Below are 15,766 nucleotides of genomic sequence, written 5' to 3' on the forward strand. Positions count from 1 at the left end.
GTGCACCAAGAAGATGAGTATATTAACGGACAGGTCATTCAACTTTTTTTCCAGTCCAGTAGTAATTTTTACAAGGTGTTACTGGTCAAAATTGAGAGTCAAAATTGCGATTGGCCCGAAGAAACGGTGACTGTGACGGGAAATTTTGCCGAAATCAAAGAAGATACTAGTTACCATTTTAGCGGTAAGTTGATCGATCATCCTAAGTATGGTGTCCAATTTCAGGCCGACAACTACCGCACCGAACTGCCATCTTCTGAGAAGGGCATCATTTCTTATTTAGCTGGCTCTAAATTTCCGGGGATCGGGCAGAAAACCGCGCAGCATATCGTTGACGTGTTAGGCACTGACTGTATTCAGTTATTATTACAAGACCACAGTCTAGTCGACCAATTAGACCTGTCACAGCGCCAAGCTAAGACATTGATTGCGGCGTTGCAAGAAGACCAGGGTACGGAAGCAATCATCATCGGTTTAAATACTCTAGGTTTTTCTAGCACGCTTGCGGCCCGGATCTACGACTATTTTCAGGAAAAAACGTTGGACGTGATCCACGAAAATCCGTACAGTCTGTCCATTTATATCAAAGGGATCAGTTTTGCGCGAGCGGACCAAATCGCCGCGAGTTTAGGCTTTGCGGCTGATGCTAAGGAACGGATCCAGGGGGCAATTTTTCAGGTACTAACGGTGAATTCTTACGAGCAGGGAAATACTTACCTGCTGAAGGCCAATCTAATGGCGCAAGTTGCGGGGCTTTTAGCACAAAATACGGTAACGCCAGAACGGATCACCGAGCAGTTAAAACAGTTAGTGACGCAAAAAAAAGTGGTACAAGAGCAAGATAAAATTTATTTACCGCGCTTTTATTTTGCGGAAAAAGATATTGCCTACGAGTTAAAGCGCATCTTAGAAACTCCAATGTCTGGGCCTAGCGAGCGGGATTTAGAACAAGATCTACGTGAAATTGAAGACCAGTTGCAAATCAAATATGATACCGAACAAAAAAATGCGCTGATGGCTGCGTTAGCTACCCCGCTATTTTTACTGACCGGTGGGCCCGGTACGGGTAAAACGACCATCATCAGGGGAATTATTGCTCTTTACAATTTGTGGCATGAAGACGAGCGTCAAGACGAACACCAGCAAGATATCTTGTTAGCTGCGCCGACGGGGCGGGCGGCTAAAAGAATGAGTGAGACTACGGGATTACCGGCTAGTACCCTCCATCATTTATTGGGAATTAACGGGCGCGACGAACAGTTGCCGGCCGAGGTGGATGAGTTGACCGGCAAGTTGCTGATCGTGGACGAAACTTCGATGGTCGATACCGAGTTGATGAAATTATTGCTTAAAAGTATTCCGGTCAAAATGCACGTGATTTTTGTCGGTGACCGCCACCAGTTGCCGTCGGTAGGACCGGGGCAGGTATTTGCCGATATGTTACAAAGCGGAGTCCTGCCGCAAAAAGAACTGACGAAAATTTACCGGCAAGAACAGGATTCTTCAATCATCACGCTCGCCCATCACGTGAAAAACGGTGAATTACCGGCTGATTTTGCGACTCGTAAAAGCGACCGCTCGTTTATTCCGTGTCATGCCAATCAGGTAGCTTCCGTGGTCTTACAGATCGTTCAGGGGGCGTTGAGAAAAGGAATTTTACCCGCACAAATTCAGGTATTAGCGCCAATGTACCGGGGAGTTGCGGGGATCGACCGCTTAAATCAGGCGCTGCAAAGTGTGTTAAATCCGGTCCATGACCGCCAAAAATCTGTGCAAGTCAAAGGACAAATTTTTCGGATTGGCGACCGGGTCTTGCAGCTAGTTAATGACCCGGAGAAAAATATTTTTAACGGCGATATTGGTACAGTAGTGGGGATCGGTACTGCAAAAGAAGAGGAACAGCCAACGGAGCTCACGGTTGCGTTTGAACAAAATGAAGTTAGCTATCCTAAAAAGGAATGGAATAATCTGACATTAGCGTACTGTTTGTCGATCCATAAGGCACAGGGCGGCGAATTTCCGGTGGTGATCTTGCCATTAGTGCAGCAGTTTGCCCGGATGTTCGCCCGTAATTTGTTATATACTGCGATCACGCGGGCTCAGACTAAATTAGTCTTGCTGGGCGAATTTTCTGCTTTTCAAAAAAGTGTAACGACCGTGTCACATTTACGGCTAACGACGCTTAAAGAGTGCCTGCAAGAACAACTGGGTGCTGTAAAACCGGCAGGTGATGAGAGCACAGCAGTAAACGAAATCGCTGAGGAGCCCGCTTCGTATATACTGACTACAGAGATGATCGCATCCCAACAAATTGACCCGTTGATTGGAATGGAGAATATGACGCCGGCAGATTTTATGGGGTGAAGAACTGTTTATTGTAACGCGGAGAAGCATATTGCTTTTTATACTCAAATTTAAATTGGCACACAAAAAAAACAAGCGTTGATTTTTCGTCGTCAACACCTGTTAATATAGAACTTTTTTAAATGATTCGGGAGAGATTCGAACTCTCGACAATCCGCTTAGAAGGCGGATGCTCTATCCAGCTGAGCTACCGAACCAGCAATAATATAATTTTAATATATTTTACTAAGATATGTCAAATAAAATATTTTAAATCTATTCAGCTTCTATACTAATAAGCGTTGATTTATAGCACTTTGTTTAAGTTTTTATTTTGGACATCTTTTTAAATTTTCTAGCAAAAGTCTTTGTTTTGCATAATTTATGTACTGTAATAATAAATGTAAAGAGGTGAGAAAAACGAAACGTATTAAAAAGGACCTTTAAGCAAGGGTTAAAAGATTTCAATAACATTGTTCATTATCCAAACGTTAATTGCAATCCTAGACTTGTTCAAAGACTAGAGGCAACGAGGGAAAACCTCCTCTGTTTGCTATACTCATTGTAGTAGATGTTTCGTTTAAAAATATGAAAAAAGAAACTATTCGTAAATTTAAATTTAAACACAAGAAAAAATATTAGGCTCCTTCGTGCTCCAATTAAGTTGAAGAAAATCAACTGGAATTAAATTGTACCAACTAAATTTCGATACTGAGATAGTTTAAAATATTAGGCGGTGTAAGAATTATTTCAGTACCAATGGTAGTAAAAAAGATGACTTTAGTTGAGAAGTCATCTTGTATTTAGTAATATGGATAGCTTTTTGATGATTATTAATCAGTTAAATGTTGAATAGCATATTGTGCTTGCTCGGCCGTAAATCCTTCGCCATCAGCATTAGTTAACTGATCTTGTAATTCAGCAGTACTCATATGCTCATTTTCTTCGTAGTCCTTGGCGCATTTTAAGGCATTTTGATTGTAGTCAATGTCGATATGTTGCATTGCGTAGTTTGCTGCATCAGGAGAAAATCCTTCACCATCAGCGCTGGTTAATTGCTCGTAAAGCCCATTGTAACTCATAGTACCATTAGTTTCTTGATATTCTTCCGCTGCTATTAGGGCATTTTTATAGTCCCTAGGTATTTTTGGTTGTTTCTTTGGTAAATCAGTGTCTGTACTAGAGTTAGAACTTGAACCGGAATTAGAACTGGAACTTGCACTAGATTGTTTTGAATCATCAGCTAAACTTGCTATATAATCTGCTTGTTCTTGAGATATAGTTAGAATTATAGGATTGAGAACTTTTTTGGCTTTTTTAGCTAATTTTGTTGATATTTCTGAATCAGTCCATTTGTGCTTATAGTTAGTTGCCGCAAAGATGATTGTTTTTACTTTAGTTCCTGCGGTATACTTATCAGACAATTCTACGGAATCTACTACAACGGTAAATTTTTTGTTTTTGACTTCAGCCCATGAATCGTCGTCTTTTGATGCACCACTATTATCATAATAGTTTGAAATTGAAGGATTAGCTGGTATAACTAATATTTTTGCACCATCCGGAGCATTAGTCTTGCCTTTTAGTTGCCAGTCATGATCACTATTTTCTTTTACGTCAGTTATTTTCGTTTTATAAAGCGACACTTCATTTTTATTTTGCTTGTTAGAACAGCCAAATAGTAGGGTGCTGCTGATTAAAATTGATAGAAAAATGAGTTTATTCTTTTTCATAATAGGTCCTTTATATTAATTTATTTGTTTAAATTTTGTCTTTGCAAAACAGCTAACTAATTTTTATTGTTTAGCCGTAAAGCCCTTTAATACGAGAATATCTTGGGCTGATTGGTCGGCTCCCTCCCAGCCTTTAGCTAATAAATAATTGATGTAAACTTTGTTGTAAAAGAATGAAAAGGCAATTCTGATGATTGAAGCACCGATCCCAAAAGTGAACATGCCAAAGACAATTTCAGCAAGAGCAATAATGAAAAACCATTTCCAGTCTCCTCTAAATAAAGCGGGAATGAATCCAAAGAAAAATGTGGTCCACGAAAATATAACTTTGACTTTCTTTAATTGGTTAGTTGTTGGATTTATTAAATTAGCTTTTATAACAACTTCTCCTTAACTTTCAGCTTTTAAAGTCATCAGTATTTGGACAGCAATTAATTATTTATTATTGTTATAATTTTAATAATTTAGTATTTTTATTATATAATAATTAGGTGGTAAATAGCAATAAAATTATATATAATATCATATTAGTAAATTTAGTAATGAAGAAAGATTTTAGTACAGATAATCAATTAGTTGCTGATAAACGTCAATTAAGGTGATAGTTAATATTATGTAGTAGGTAATAATGCTGGATATTCATAGAATTTTTTTCTGACTTAAGAAGGGAAATTAATGGAAGTCCTTAAAATTAGCTACTACTGAATAATTAGTTAAAAATATTAATTTTATAGAGATGCTTATTATATAGAAAAAGAACACAAGAAGGGTAGTTACAGTACATTATTTCAATCTTTATTGAGTTAGGGGGGTATTACATATGTGTTGAGTGTCATTAAAGGGAGCGATAGTTGATGAAAAGTAAGTACAAAAAGGGGATAATTTACACTTGTTCGGCCCTGGTGCTTGTGATTTGTCTAATAACTATTTTCTTCAAGTAGGAAAAGACAGTTAAGAGTAGCTGATAATGCCTACTCGAAAAAGGATGATAAAAATTGTATACTAATAATGATTGATTATTTTAACCGGGACGGAAAATTTTCTAAAACGAGCAATTTTTAGGCTACTATTTTTAAGTAACCAGCAAAAAAAGACGCGTTTTTCGCCGCGTCTGTGTTACATGCTACATAACTGATGTACACCAGTATTATCTAAGAAAAAGGGATAAAAGTCAAAAAAAACTGGTTTACTCGGTAAAGCTGGGGAACTAGCGCTAATTATTTATTTTAAAGCGTTAGTTTGGTAGTCTTTACTATGATAAGTGCGGAAATAAAGTTATAATTAAGGTTCGAATAGGGCAAAGAAAGCAGGAAGTTTTGCGATGGATGAAAAAGAAATGGTTGAACGGCAAAAGCACATTCGAAATTTCTCGATTGTGGCTCATATTGATCATGGTAAATCAACGTTAGCTGATCGCATTTTGGAATTAACGGACACGGTTTCGCCGCGTGAGATGAAAGACCAGTTGTTGGATTCGATGGACCTGGAACGCGAGCGGGGGATCACGATCAAATTAAATGCGGTTGAATTGCATTATACCGCTAAAGACGGTGAATGCTACATTTTTCATTTGATCGATACTCCCGGCCACGTCGATTTTTCCTATGAAGTTTCGCGTTCCTTGGCGGCTTGCGAAGGTGCGCTATTAGTCGTGGATGCGGCTCAGGGAATTGAGGCACAGACTCTAGCAAATGTTTATTTGGCGTTAGACGACGACTTAGAAATTTTACCCGTGATCAACAAGATCGATTTACCCAGCGCGCAGCCCGAGCAAGTGCGGACTGAAATCGAAGATGTGATCGGATTAGACGCGACGGACGCGGTGTTGACCTCCGCTAAAACGGGGCAAGGTGTTCCGGAAATTTTAGAACAGATCGTCACACAGGTGCCCGCGCCAACTGGTAATCTGCAGGCACCATTGCAGGCACTGATTTTTGACTCAGTTTACGATGATTACCGGGGGGTCGTTTTGAGTATCCGGGTGGTTCAAGGGACCGTGAAACCCGGGGAACGGATTCGGTTAATGAACAGCAAGGGTGAATATGAAGTGACAGAAGTTGGGGTCAATTCGCCTAAACCGGTCAAAAAAGAAGTCTTGATCGCCGGTGATGTGGGTTATTTGACTGCCAGCATTAAAAATATTCAAGATACCCGTGTTGGTGATACAGTGACGCATGCTAATGCACCGGCCGCGCACCCATTGGCTGGTTACCGGGAAATGCACCCGATGGTTTATGCTGGGCTATATCCGACGGATAACGCGAAGTATAACGATTTGCGCGATGATTTGGAAAAACTGCGCTTAAACGATGCGGCGTTAGAGTTTGAGCCGGAAACTTCACAGGCTCTGGGATTCGGCTTTCGCTGTGGCTTTTTAGGATTACTGCACATGGACGTGATCCAAGAACGATTAGAGCGTGAGTTTAACATGGATCTGATAACGACGGCGCCGGCGGTTACTTACGACGTCGAGTTAACGGATGGCAGTACATTACAGGTAGCCAACCCGGCGGAAATGCCCGAAGTGGCGCAGATCAAACAGATCAATGAGCCCTTTGTCAAAGCGGAGATCATGGTGCCTAACAGTTATGTTGGGCCGGTGATGGAACTCTGCCAGCGCAAAAGAGGCCAGTTTGTTACGATGGACTATTTGGATGAAACCCGGGTCAATGTGATCTATCAAATGCCATTAGCCGAAATTATCTACGACTTTTTTGACAAATTAAAGTCTAGTACTCACGGCTATGCTTCTTTGGATTACGAGTTTAGCCAAAAGCAACCTAGTGATTTAGTTAAGATCGATATTTTATTAAACGGCGATAAAGTCGATGCGTTAAGTTTTATCTCACACCGGCAATTTGCTCAGGAACGGGCCCGGATCATTACGGGTAAACTGAAAAAGATCATTCCCCGGCAAAATTTTGAAATTCCGATCCAAGCTGCGATCGGTGCCAAGATCATTGCACGGACGAATATCAAGGCCTACCGCAAAGACGTTACTTCTCGGATCCATACGGGCGATCCGGATAGAAGGGCGAAACTGCTGGAAAAACAAAAACGGGGTAAAAAACGGATGAAGGCCGTCGGGACTGTGCAAATTCCGCAAGAGGCATTTATGGCGGTATTACAGTCAGAAGACGAGGCAAAGTAGTCTGATTGCCGGTCATGAATAATGTTACTCGATTGTAATAATTTTGTTATAGATTTTTTAAAAGTTTTAGTATAAACTTAAGATGTAGCCAAGCATTAGAGTAACATTCCATTTATGATTTTATTATTTATCACATATTTTGCTACTTTAGTGGCTATGCACATATTCTGTTCTTCCTGTCGCTTGCTGTGACAGGATTTTTTTGTGTCTTCAAAAAAGGGATTGGGACAAAATCGCATTTTGTCCCAATCCCTTTTTTATTTTCCGTAAGTAATAGATTGATCGTGCTCCAAAAAGCAGCAGTTTGCGCCTAGCTACGTTTCAAAATAAAAACCAAGTTCGGGTTTTACTTTGAAACTAGGCTAGTGCTCGACTGCTAAGCGCTTTTTGTCCCAACTCCTTTTAATTTTTTTAACATCCATTAAACTAAAACAAACATCGGTAAAATCATTGGGTGTCGCTCAGTTTGACGGTATAAAAATGATTGCAGGTCTGTTACGGCTGCTTCCCGTAACGTTGCTTCCGTAACGTTTTCTTTTTTGAGGGCGCGTTTTAACGAACGGTCCAATAAATGACGTCCCTGACTGATTAACTCACCAGATTCGCGCATGTAAATAAATCCGCGAGATAAGAGATCCGGCCCAGCTAAAATGGTTCGTTTGTGTAAGTCGATCGTAGCTACGACGACGACGATCCCTTCCTGGGCTAAAATGCGCCGGTCACGTAAAACAACGTTACCGATATCGCCGACACCCGAACCATCGACGTAAACGTCACTGGCATCGAAATGCCCCGCATAGCGTGCGTGGTCTTTGGTGAGGGCTAATACATCGCCATTTTCTAGAATGAAGGTGTTTTCCTTTTTGATATCGCAGAGTTGCGCTAGTTCGGTATGAATTTTAAGCATGCGGTATTCGCCGTGTACGGGCATAAAGAACTTAGGCTTCATTAAACGCAACATCAATTTTTGTTCTTCTTGACCACCGTGACCAGAAGCATGAATGTTATTGACCTTGCCATGAATTACCGTGGCTCCAGCTTCTTCTAGTTCGTTGATCACGCGGTTGACACTTAACGTGTTGCCCGGGATCGGGGAACTAGAAAAGACGACCGTGTCATCCGGTTGGATAGTCACTTGTCTGTGAGTACCGTTGGCGATCCGACTGAGGGCGGCCATCGGTTCTCCTTGAGATCCCGTACATAAAATCATCACTTTATTTGCGGGGAGGTGATTGATCTCGTGGGCACTGACTAATGCTTCATCGGGGATATCTAGGTAACCTAGTTCGCGTCCGTTAGCGATCGCTGATTCCATACTGCGACCAAACACGGCAATTTTACGCCCACGATTAACTGCAGCAGTGGCCGCCTGTTGGATCCGGGAAATGTTAGAAGCAAAAGTAGCAAAAATCACCCGGCCAGTAACTTGTTCGAAGATCCTGCGGATCGATTTACCGACCCAACGCTCTGATTTGGTGAAGTTAGGGATCTCGGCGTTGGTACTGTCGGATAAGAGACATAAAACTCCTTCTTCTCCTAAATGTGCCATTCTTTGCAGGTTAGGGGGCTGATTGGTGATCGGAGTTAAGTCGAACTTATAATCTCCGGTGCAAACGATCGTGCCCGGCGGCGTTTTGACCGCTACTCCTAAGGTGTCAGGAATTGAATGGGTAGTTCTAAAAAAAGAGACACTGGTTTTACGAAAGCGCAAAACGGTATCCTCATTGATCTCGTGTAACTCCGTACTACGTAATAGACCGTGTTCTTCGAGTTTACTTTTAATCAAGGCCAAAGCCAAGGGCCCTGCGTAAACCGGAACGTTGATCTGTTGGAGAAGATAAGGGATTCCGCCGATATGGTCTTCGTGCCCGTGAGTAATGACTAGGGCCCTGATCTTTTGTTGGTTAGCTACCAAATATTGGTAGTTAGGGATCACGTAATCGATCCCTAATAAATCGTCTTCTGGAAACTTGATTCCGGCATCTACTAGGATGATCTCGTCTTGAAATTGGATCCCATAGGTATTTTTGCCGATCTCGTCTAGGCCGCCCACAGCAAATACGGCCGTCTCGTTATTTTTAACGTTGACGTTTTTCATTAGGCAAACTCCGCTAAGTGATAGTCACTAGCCTGCTTTTCGTATGCTAAAGTAGCATCGTCGAGCTGATCGATGTATTCGATATTGTACTCCGTTTTTTCTTCAACAATAGCGCGCGCCTCAACGTATGAAGGCGCCTCTAAATAAAGGGACTCCGTTTTTTCACGCCGTGGTGAAGTTCCCTTAGTAGGTTGGTAATAAACTTTAAAAACCATAAATTAAGATACTCCTTTGTTAAATTTAGTAATTCAACTCCCGCACATGGATTGTTTGCACAATCAGTTAGCTACATTCTAACATACAAATTTCAGTAAGTATACAATTGAGAATGTGAGGCTAATTTTATATACTATAATTAGGAATGAGAAAGCGAGTTTTGCAAGATGAAATTATTAATTTTAGGCTTGTGCGTGGTAATTTTACTAGGTGGGATAGTCTTGATATTTGAATGGCGGCGTCATCAAAAAATCACCCTGCAAAAAAAGTGGCAGCAACTGGTCACTACTGCGTTGCAAGAATGTTTGGCGCAGCTCGATACCGCGCATGTCAGTGGCAAACAGTTGGTGACACAGTTAAAAACACCGCAGTCACTTGCTCATGCGTGGGGGATCAACGTGGCGGTGTACGGTTACTATTTTCACGCTGAATTACTAGCACCAGCTGAACTAGCGGCGGTAAAACAACAGTTACAAAAAGCCCTCAGCACCTATGCTCAGCATAAGCAGCTCAGGGCTAATCAGCAACCGGTGTTAGTGGTGGCCGATCTGTGGTCCAATCAGACTGAATTATACCTAGAAGTCGCGTACTTAGTAAATGAGGAAACTTGTCAGTACCTGCATGATATTAAAAAAATTGCGACGGCTAAACAAAGCTAATTCAATAAAATTGCACCTTCGGGGGTCGCAAAGCGCTGATTTTTGTCAATGTGATCGTAAAATAGAGTACCGTTTAAGTGGTCAAATTCATGTTGAACGACGATTGCGGGGTAGTCTTTAAGACGTTCTACGTGTTTAGTACCATCTAGGTCATACCAACGAAGTTTGATCCTGTCGTGGCGCCAAACATATCCGGGTACGTCTTGGTCAACGGAAAGGCAGCCTTCGCCGGTCCCCAACGCAGCGACTTGCACCGATTCACTGAGGATCGTGGGGTTGACTAATATTTTTTTGAAAGCGGGTGGTTGGTTAGGGTCGTCTTCTTCGTTTGGCACCAAAACAGCTGCCATGCGTTTGGCGACACCGACCTGAGGAGCAGCTAAGCCGACTCCTGCACGCAGGTGATATTTTTCGGCTAGTTCTTCATCTTGGCTGACTTCGAGGTATTCCATCATTTTATGACCGAGTTCTTCTTCTTTAGGCGTCAACGGAAAGGTTAGAGCTGCGGCGCGTTGACGTAATACGGGATCACCGTCGCGGGTGATATCATTCATTAAAATCACTTATGAGTCCTCCATCTGAACGTAATTTTGCGTAATGTAGTTATTTTAGCATATTTATTGCTACTTGTTTATCAAAATATTACGGGCATCACTTAGTTAGTTTTAACAAAAATTGTGGTAGAATAGATTGTCAGCGCTAGTTTTTTTAATTTTGGGGGAAATTAATTGACAAAAAATATTCTACTCTGTGGCAATGATGACTTAACTCGAGCACTTTTATACCACAGTATGCTTACCAAACAAAATTTGAATTGGTATTGGTTGCAAGAAACTCCGGAATTACCGGCAGCAATGGCGAACTTGGTGGTAGCTGCGAGTGCGGTACAAAAAATGACACTCACACCAACGCCTACGCCAGAATGGGCCCACGTTGACCTGTTAGTGATCGGGACGTTAACGCCACCAGACGCCGTTGACGGTACGGTAAGCGCACAGCTGACTAAGGTCCAAGCGCTCATCAACCAAGCGATGGCTAATGGCTTTAGCGGCAAGCTCTGTTTTGTGGGGACTGCTGACGAGTTATTAGTTCATTTTGCACTCCATTTTTCGGGATTACCGGCTACAGCAGTTTTTGGTTTGGGAACCGCGCCATTATCGTTAATTGCCGCTAATCTAGTCGGTAATTTATTAGGAGTTGCCGCGCAACAAGTCTACGTTAACGTGTTGGGGACCCGCAAATCTCCTGTCCCGGTATGGAGTAGAGCGCAGGTCGGAGGTAACGCCTTGTTGGCTTTTTTAGCGCGAGAAGATAGCCTTTTTTCACCGGATGAATTATTAGAGATCGAAGAACAGTTAGCGGATGTCGCGGTTGGTGGGCTGTTACCGCCGTTGCTCACTAATTTTGATCAAGTGATACACAGTTTATTTACCCCGGAAAGCTTTTTTATGACCTTGGCTTGTCAAAATAAAGACACGACGCTGAGTGCACCGGTATTACTGGCACAACAAGGAGTTTCGGCCTTACCGGCAGTTACTTTAGCTGAGCAGGAAAAAGAACAGTTAGCGAAGAGTAAAGAACAGCTAGACGAGGAAATTTTGCAACTGACAAAGAAGGCAACTAATGAAAAGTGAAAATTACGAATACCCTTTAATGCCAGAATGGACGACTAGCGAGATCATTTTAGCAGTCGAATTTTATCAAGCGGTGGAATTTTTATATACTAAAGGGATCAAACGCAGTGAATTTTTAACGAAATACCAGCGCTTCAGGCGATTGGAACCGGCCAAAATGGCGCAAAAACAGTTAGATAAACGATTTTATCAGGTAGCAGGGATCAGCATTTATCAAGGGGTTCAGTATGTCTTACAGACGGACAAGGACTATGTTAAGTATGTTCCGACGTAGTGGAAGTAATGATTGACATTTTACTTTTTGATATGGTATGTTAACTTAGTTATATTTACAGTTAATATTAGTAGGCTGTTAGGTGCTGCGTTAAAACTGTGGCGTCACGGCTTTTTTTATGCGGGAGAATATTAATTCGCTAGGTGAAAGGAAGAAGAATTTTGAAAATACGTGATGATATTAGAAATGTTGCCATTATTGCCCATGTCGATCATGGTAAGACAACATTAGTTAATGAATTGTTGAAGCAATCTGATACGTTGGACGAACACACCCAAATCGACGACCGGGCAATGGATTCCAACGCAATCGAAAAGGAACGTGGAATCACGATCTTGTCCAAAAATACCGCCGTTCGTTACGGTGATAAACAGATCAATATTTTGGATACTCCGGGACATGCCGATTTTGGTGGCGAAGTGGAACGGATCATGAAAATGGTTGATGGTGTAGTTTTGGTAGTCGATGCGTTTGAAGGAACGATGCCTCAGACCCGTTTTGTTTTGAAAAAAGCGTTTGAACAAAAATTGACACCGATCGTGGTGATCAATAAGGTCGATCGTCCTGGTGCTCGTCCCCAAGAAGTCGTTGACGAAGTGTTAGATTTATTTATTGAATTAGGTGCCGACGAAGACCAACTTGATTTTCCGGTGATTTATGCTTCTGCGATGAACGGAACTTCTTCTTTAGATCCAGATATTGCCACTCAAAAGCATACGATGGACCCAATTTTTGACACGATTATTAAGACGATCCCCGCTCCCGTTGATAATTCAGACGAACCGCTCCAATTCCAAGTAGCGATGCTGGATTATAACGAATTTGTTGGTCGGGTCGGCGTTGGTCGGGTTTTCCGCGGTAAGATCAAAGTTGGCGATAACGTTACGGTCATGAAGTTAAACGGGACCCAACAAAACTTCCGGGTGACTAAATTATTTGGTTATTTTGGACTCAAGCGTTTGGAAATCAATGAAGCTCAAGCTGGTGATTTGATTGCTATTTCTGGGATGGAGGACATTTTTGTCGGTGAAACGATCTGTCCGGTAGATCATCCCGATGCTTTACCAATTTTGCGCATTGATCCACCTACCTTACAAATGAACTTTATTACTAATAACTCACCATTTGTTGGCCGTGAAGGCGATAAGGTAACGGCACGTAAACTAGAAGACCGCTTAAAATTACAGCTGCATACCGATGTTTCCTTGCGGGTAGAAGACACGGATTCTCCGGATACCTGGACCGTTTCAGGCCGCGGGGAATTACACTTGTCGATCTTGATCGAAACTTTACGGCGGGAAGGCTTTGAATTGGCCGTTTCTCGTCCACGAGTGATCTTGCGCGAGATCGACGGTAAGCTATCCGAGCCGTTTGAAAACGTGACGATCGATACTCCAGATGAATATTCCGGTGCGATCATCGATTCGTTAGCCAATCGTAAGGGCGAAATGACCAACATGGAAACCGGCAATAATGGTCAGACACGTTTGACCTTTTCGACACCTACTCGTGGCTTGATCGGTTATGATTCCCAGTTCTTGTCGATGACACGGGGCTATGGCATTTTGAACCATACTTTTGCCGAGTACAAGCCGATGATCAGAAACTGGGAACCGGGTAGAAGAAATGGTGCGTTAGTTTCTATCAATCAGGGTAAAGCTACCACTTACGCGATCATGGGCGTTGAAAGTCGAGGAACGATTTTCGTTGATCCAGGAACCGAGATCTATGAAGGAATGATCGTTGGTGAATCTTCTCGTGAGCGCGACATTTCGGTCAATATTACCAAGGGTAAAAATATGACGAACGTGCGTTCATCGAACAAAGACCAAACGGCTTCGATCAAGAAACCAACGCACTTAACGCTAGAAGAGTCGTTGGAATTCTTAAACGAAGATGAATTATTAGAGATCACTCCGGATTCGATTCGTTTGCGTAAACGGATATTAAACACGAATGCCCGGGAAAAAGAAGCTAAGAAAAATAAACGCGTTACTAAATAGAACCGTAATAAGAAGGGGCCTAGGGCAAAACTTTGTTTTGTCCTAGGCTTTTTCTAGTATTTTCGTTTGGCGCTAACTTCTTTTTGGCTGTATTTTTAAGCATAAATTTCATATAATATAGTTTGTGTTAAAATGGTATCATCTGGGTCGAAATGACAGAAGGAAGCGTAGTAATGGAAAATGTGGTCAACAGAAAAGATGCGCTTAAAATTTTAACTAATAATGCTGTTCAAATCAAAAAACTGATCAAGCAGCAGGGAAATGCCTTGTGTTTAAATGAATGCCCGGCATTTCAAGAGGTAGCGGATACCAGGATATATGGTTTTTCGTGCCAGGTTCATTTTGCGGTGGCGTGTGGTTTAATTACTATGACGGAAGGAAAGCAGCTGGTCAACAGTCTTGAATTGGAACTAGAACAGATCAAAACTGAAGTTCAAGACCAACTGTAAAGTTAGATGAAAAAAAGACAAACAAAACTAAAATATTTTGACTATTATTTATTTATTCCTTATATCTTGTTATGTGTGAGTGGGATCGTAATGGTCTATTCTGCTAGCTCGTTGAACCTTTCGGCGCTAGGTTTGAAAGCCGATAGCTATTTGTGGAAACAGCTAGTGTACGTAATCGTTGGTGTCTTAGCCTTACTGTTGGTTTACCGGATCGATCCTAAGTGGTGGGTCAATGGTAAATTAATTATATTTTTGGGATTAGCTTTATTAGGGTTGTTGTTATTTGCCCGCTTTTTTACGGCACCGATCAATGGTGCCCGCGGCTGGATCAGTTTAGGGATCATCAGCATTCAACCGTCCGAAATCTGTAAGTTGTACTTGACGATGTATTTAGCCCGGCTGTTAGCTATTCGCGAGAAAAATGCGGACAATGTGTTTTACTTGCAAAAAGATTCGTCGTGGCAACCCATAATTTTTGTGACTATTTTTTTGGTGTTGATCCTCAGTGCGCCCGATCTAGGCGGCTTTGCGATCAACTTACTGATCGTAATGGTTATTTGGCTGACCGCTTCAACGGGGAGTAGATTTTCGTACCGGAGTGTGACGAAAATTATCGTTGTTGGATTATTCGCAGCATTTTTGTTGATTCAGTCGTTGCGGTTGTGGAATCCGTTGCACGGGACCAGGTATGCTTACATGTATACTCGTTTTGAAGCTTTTTTTGCTCCGTTTGCACACACCAAATCTTCCGGTAAACAACTAGTAAATTCATACTATGCGATCAGTAATGGCGGGGTCTTTGGTTTAGGCTTGGGTAATAGCGTTCAAAAGCGGGGCTATTTGCCAGAGCCATACACTGATTTTATTTTATCCGTGATCACGGAGGAATTGGGTCTGATCGGGACGTTATTTTTGCTATTACTGTTGGCGTTTATTATTTTACGGATCTTTTTGATCGGGATTAGGGCTAATAATACCTATAATACGCTGTTTTGTTACGGGATCGGCACTTTTTTCCTAGTGGAAACGGCTTTTAATGTCGGTGGTGTTACGGGAATGTTGCCGATCACCGGGGTTACTTTGCCATTTATCTCTTACGGTGGGTCCAGTATGCTAGTGTTATCGTTGGCTTTGGGTATGGTGATGAACATTGCTGCTAATCAGCGGCGGGAGACTGAACATGATATCATTAATAGTTAAGGAGGG

At 42.0% G+C, this 15,766-nt stretch carries 13 protein-coding genes and 1 tRNA gene; 9 read left to right on the forward strand and 5 right to left on the reverse strand.

Annotated elements, in window-relative coordinates:
- Positions 1–2,364 (forward strand): SF1B family DNA helicase RecD2, encoded by a 2,364-nt coding sequence (gene recD2 / locus ACSYSK_RS04445; protein WP_491715700.1) that lies wholly within the window; start codon positions 1–3, stop codon positions 2,362–2,364.
- Between the two features lie 123 nt (positions 2,365–2,487).
- On the opposite strand, the gene ACSYSK_RS04450 is transcribed toward recD2, so the two are convergent.
- Both ACSYSK_RS04450 and ACSYSK_RS04455 read right to left on the reverse strand, forming a co-directional pair.
- Positions 2,488–2,561, reverse strand: a tRNA-Arg gene (locus ACSYSK_RS04450).
- Between the two features lie 615 nt (positions 2,562–3,176).
- The gene (locus ACSYSK_RS04455) at positions 3,177–4,076 is read right to left on the reverse strand and encodes an Ltp family lipoprotein (protein ID WP_491715701.1); all 900 of its coding nucleotides are present in this window, start codon (positions 4,074–4,076) and stop codon (positions 3,177–3,179) included.
- A 190-nt stretch (positions 4,077–4,266) separates the two neighbouring features.
- Between ACSYSK_RS04455 and ACSYSK_RS04460 the strand changes: the two genes are divergently transcribed.
- Both ACSYSK_RS04460 and lepA read left to right on the forward strand, forming a co-directional pair.
- On the forward strand, positions 4,267–4,470 hold the full coding sequence (locus ACSYSK_RS04460) for a hypothetical protein (protein WP_491715702.1): 204 nt from the start codon (positions 4,267–4,269) through the stop codon (positions 4,468–4,470).
- A 927-nt stretch (positions 4,471–5,397) separates the two neighbouring features.
- Positions 5,398–7,227 carry a translation elongation factor 4 gene (gene lepA, locus ACSYSK_RS04465; protein ID WP_491715703.1) on the forward strand — a complete coding sequence of 610 codons (1,830 nt, stop codon included), beginning with the start codon at positions 5,398–5,400 and terminating at the stop codon, positions 7,225–7,227.
- Between the two features lie 421 nt (positions 7,228–7,648).
- Here lepA and rnjA read toward each other — a convergent pair whose 3' ends face one another.
- Complete coding sequence (gene rnjA, locus ACSYSK_RS04470) at positions 7,649–9,325, reverse strand: ribonuclease J1 (RefSeq protein ID WP_491715704.1); 1,677 nt, start codon at positions 9,323–9,325, stop codon at positions 7,649–7,651.
- On the reverse strand, positions 9,325–9,540 hold the full coding sequence (locus ACSYSK_RS04475; protein WP_491715705.1) for a DNA-directed RNA polymerase subunit epsilon: 216 nt from the start codon (positions 9,538–9,540) through the stop codon (positions 9,325–9,327). The genes rnjA and ACSYSK_RS04475 overlap by 1 nt, the downstream gene beginning before the upstream one ends.
- Before the next feature lie 168 nt (positions 9,541–9,708).
- Here ACSYSK_RS04475 and ACSYSK_RS04480 point away from each other — a divergent pair, with 168 nt between their 5' ends.
- Positions 9,709–10,200, forward strand: a complete 492-nt coding sequence (locus tag ACSYSK_RS04480; protein ID WP_491715706.1) for a hypothetical protein — start codon at positions 9,709–9,711, stop codon at positions 10,198–10,200.
- On the opposite strand, the gene def is transcribed toward ACSYSK_RS04480, so the two are convergent.
- The gene (gene def, locus ACSYSK_RS04485) at positions 10,197–10,763 is read right to left on the reverse strand and encodes a peptide deformylase (protein WP_491715707.1); all 567 of its coding nucleotides are present in this window, start codon (positions 10,761–10,763) and stop codon (positions 10,197–10,199) included. The genes ACSYSK_RS04480 and def overlap by 4 nt on opposite strands.
- Positions 10,764–10,928: 165 nt before the next feature.
- Here def and ACSYSK_RS04490 point away from each other — a divergent pair, with 165 nt between their 5' ends.
- From ACSYSK_RS04490 to ACSYSK_RS04510, 5 genes are all read left to right on the forward strand, one after another.
- Complete coding sequence (locus ACSYSK_RS04490) at positions 10,929–11,834, forward strand: Rossmann-fold NAD(P)-binding domain-containing protein (protein ID WP_491715708.1); 906 nt, start codon at positions 10,929–10,931, stop codon at positions 11,832–11,834.
- A complete protein-coding gene (locus ACSYSK_RS04495) occupies positions 11,824–12,108 on the forward strand; it encodes a UPF0223 family protein (RefSeq protein ID WP_491715709.1) in 285 nt (94 codons plus the stop codon). Before ACSYSK_RS04490 ends, ACSYSK_RS04495 begins: the two co-directional genes overlap by 11 nt.
- 161 nt (positions 12,109–12,269) lie before the next feature.
- On the forward strand, positions 12,270–14,111 hold the full coding sequence (gene typA, locus ACSYSK_RS04500) for a translational GTPase TypA (protein ID WP_491715710.1): 1,842 nt from the start codon (positions 12,270–12,272) through the stop codon (positions 14,109–14,111).
- A gap of 173 nt (positions 14,112–14,284) precedes the next feature.
- Positions 14,285–14,560 carry a DUF1507 family protein gene (locus tag ACSYSK_RS04505; RefSeq protein WP_491715711.1) on the forward strand — a complete coding sequence of 92 codons (276 nt, stop codon included), beginning with the start codon at positions 14,285–14,287 and terminating at the stop codon, positions 14,558–14,560.
- A gap of 6 nt (positions 14,561–14,566) precedes the next feature.
- The gene (locus ACSYSK_RS04510; protein WP_491715712.1) at positions 14,567–15,760 is read left to right on the forward strand and encodes an FtsW/RodA/SpoVE family cell cycle protein; all 1,194 of its coding nucleotides are present in this window, start codon (positions 14,567–14,569) and stop codon (positions 15,758–15,760) included.
- Positions 15,761–15,766 lie beyond the last annotated feature (6 nt).

The organism is Ligilactobacillus sp. ESL1201 (assembly GCF_058503265.1).

Excerpts from the sequence above, each read along its gene's own strand:
- ACSYSK_RS04455 (WP_491715701.1), bottom strand. The coding sequence starts at position 4,076 with ATGAAAAAGAATAAACTCATTTTTCTATCAATTTTAATCAGCAGCACC.
- ACSYSK_RS04460 (WP_491715702.1), top strand. The coding sequence starts at position 4,267 with ATGATTGAAGCACCGATCCCAAAAGTGAACATGCCAAAGACAATTTCA.
- lepA (WP_491715703.1), top strand. The coding sequence starts at position 5,398 with ATGGATGAAAAAGAAATGGTTGAACGGCAAAAGCACATTCGAAATTTC.
- rnjA (WP_491715704.1), bottom strand. The coding sequence starts at position 9,325 with ATGAAAAACGTCAACGTTAAAAATAACGAGACGGCCGTATTTGCTGTG.
- ACSYSK_RS04475 (WP_491715705.1), bottom strand. The coding sequence starts at position 9,540 with ATGGTTTTTAAAGTTTATTACCAACCTACTAAGGGAACTTCACCACGG.
- ACSYSK_RS04480 (WP_491715706.1), top strand. The coding sequence starts at position 9,709 with ATGAAATTATTAATTTTAGGCTTGTGCGTGGTAATTTTACTAGGTGGG.
- ACSYSK_RS04495 (WP_491715709.1), top strand. The coding sequence starts at position 11,824 with ATGAAAAGTGAAAATTACGAATACCCTTTAATGCCAGAATGGACGACT.
- ACSYSK_RS04505 (WP_491715711.1), top strand. The coding sequence starts at position 14,285 with ATGGAAAATGTGGTCAACAGAAAAGATGCGCTTAAAATTTTAACTAAT.
- ACSYSK_RS04510 (WP_491715712.1), top strand. The coding sequence starts at position 14,567 with ATGAAAAAAAGACAAACAAAACTAAAATATTTTGACTATTATTTATTT.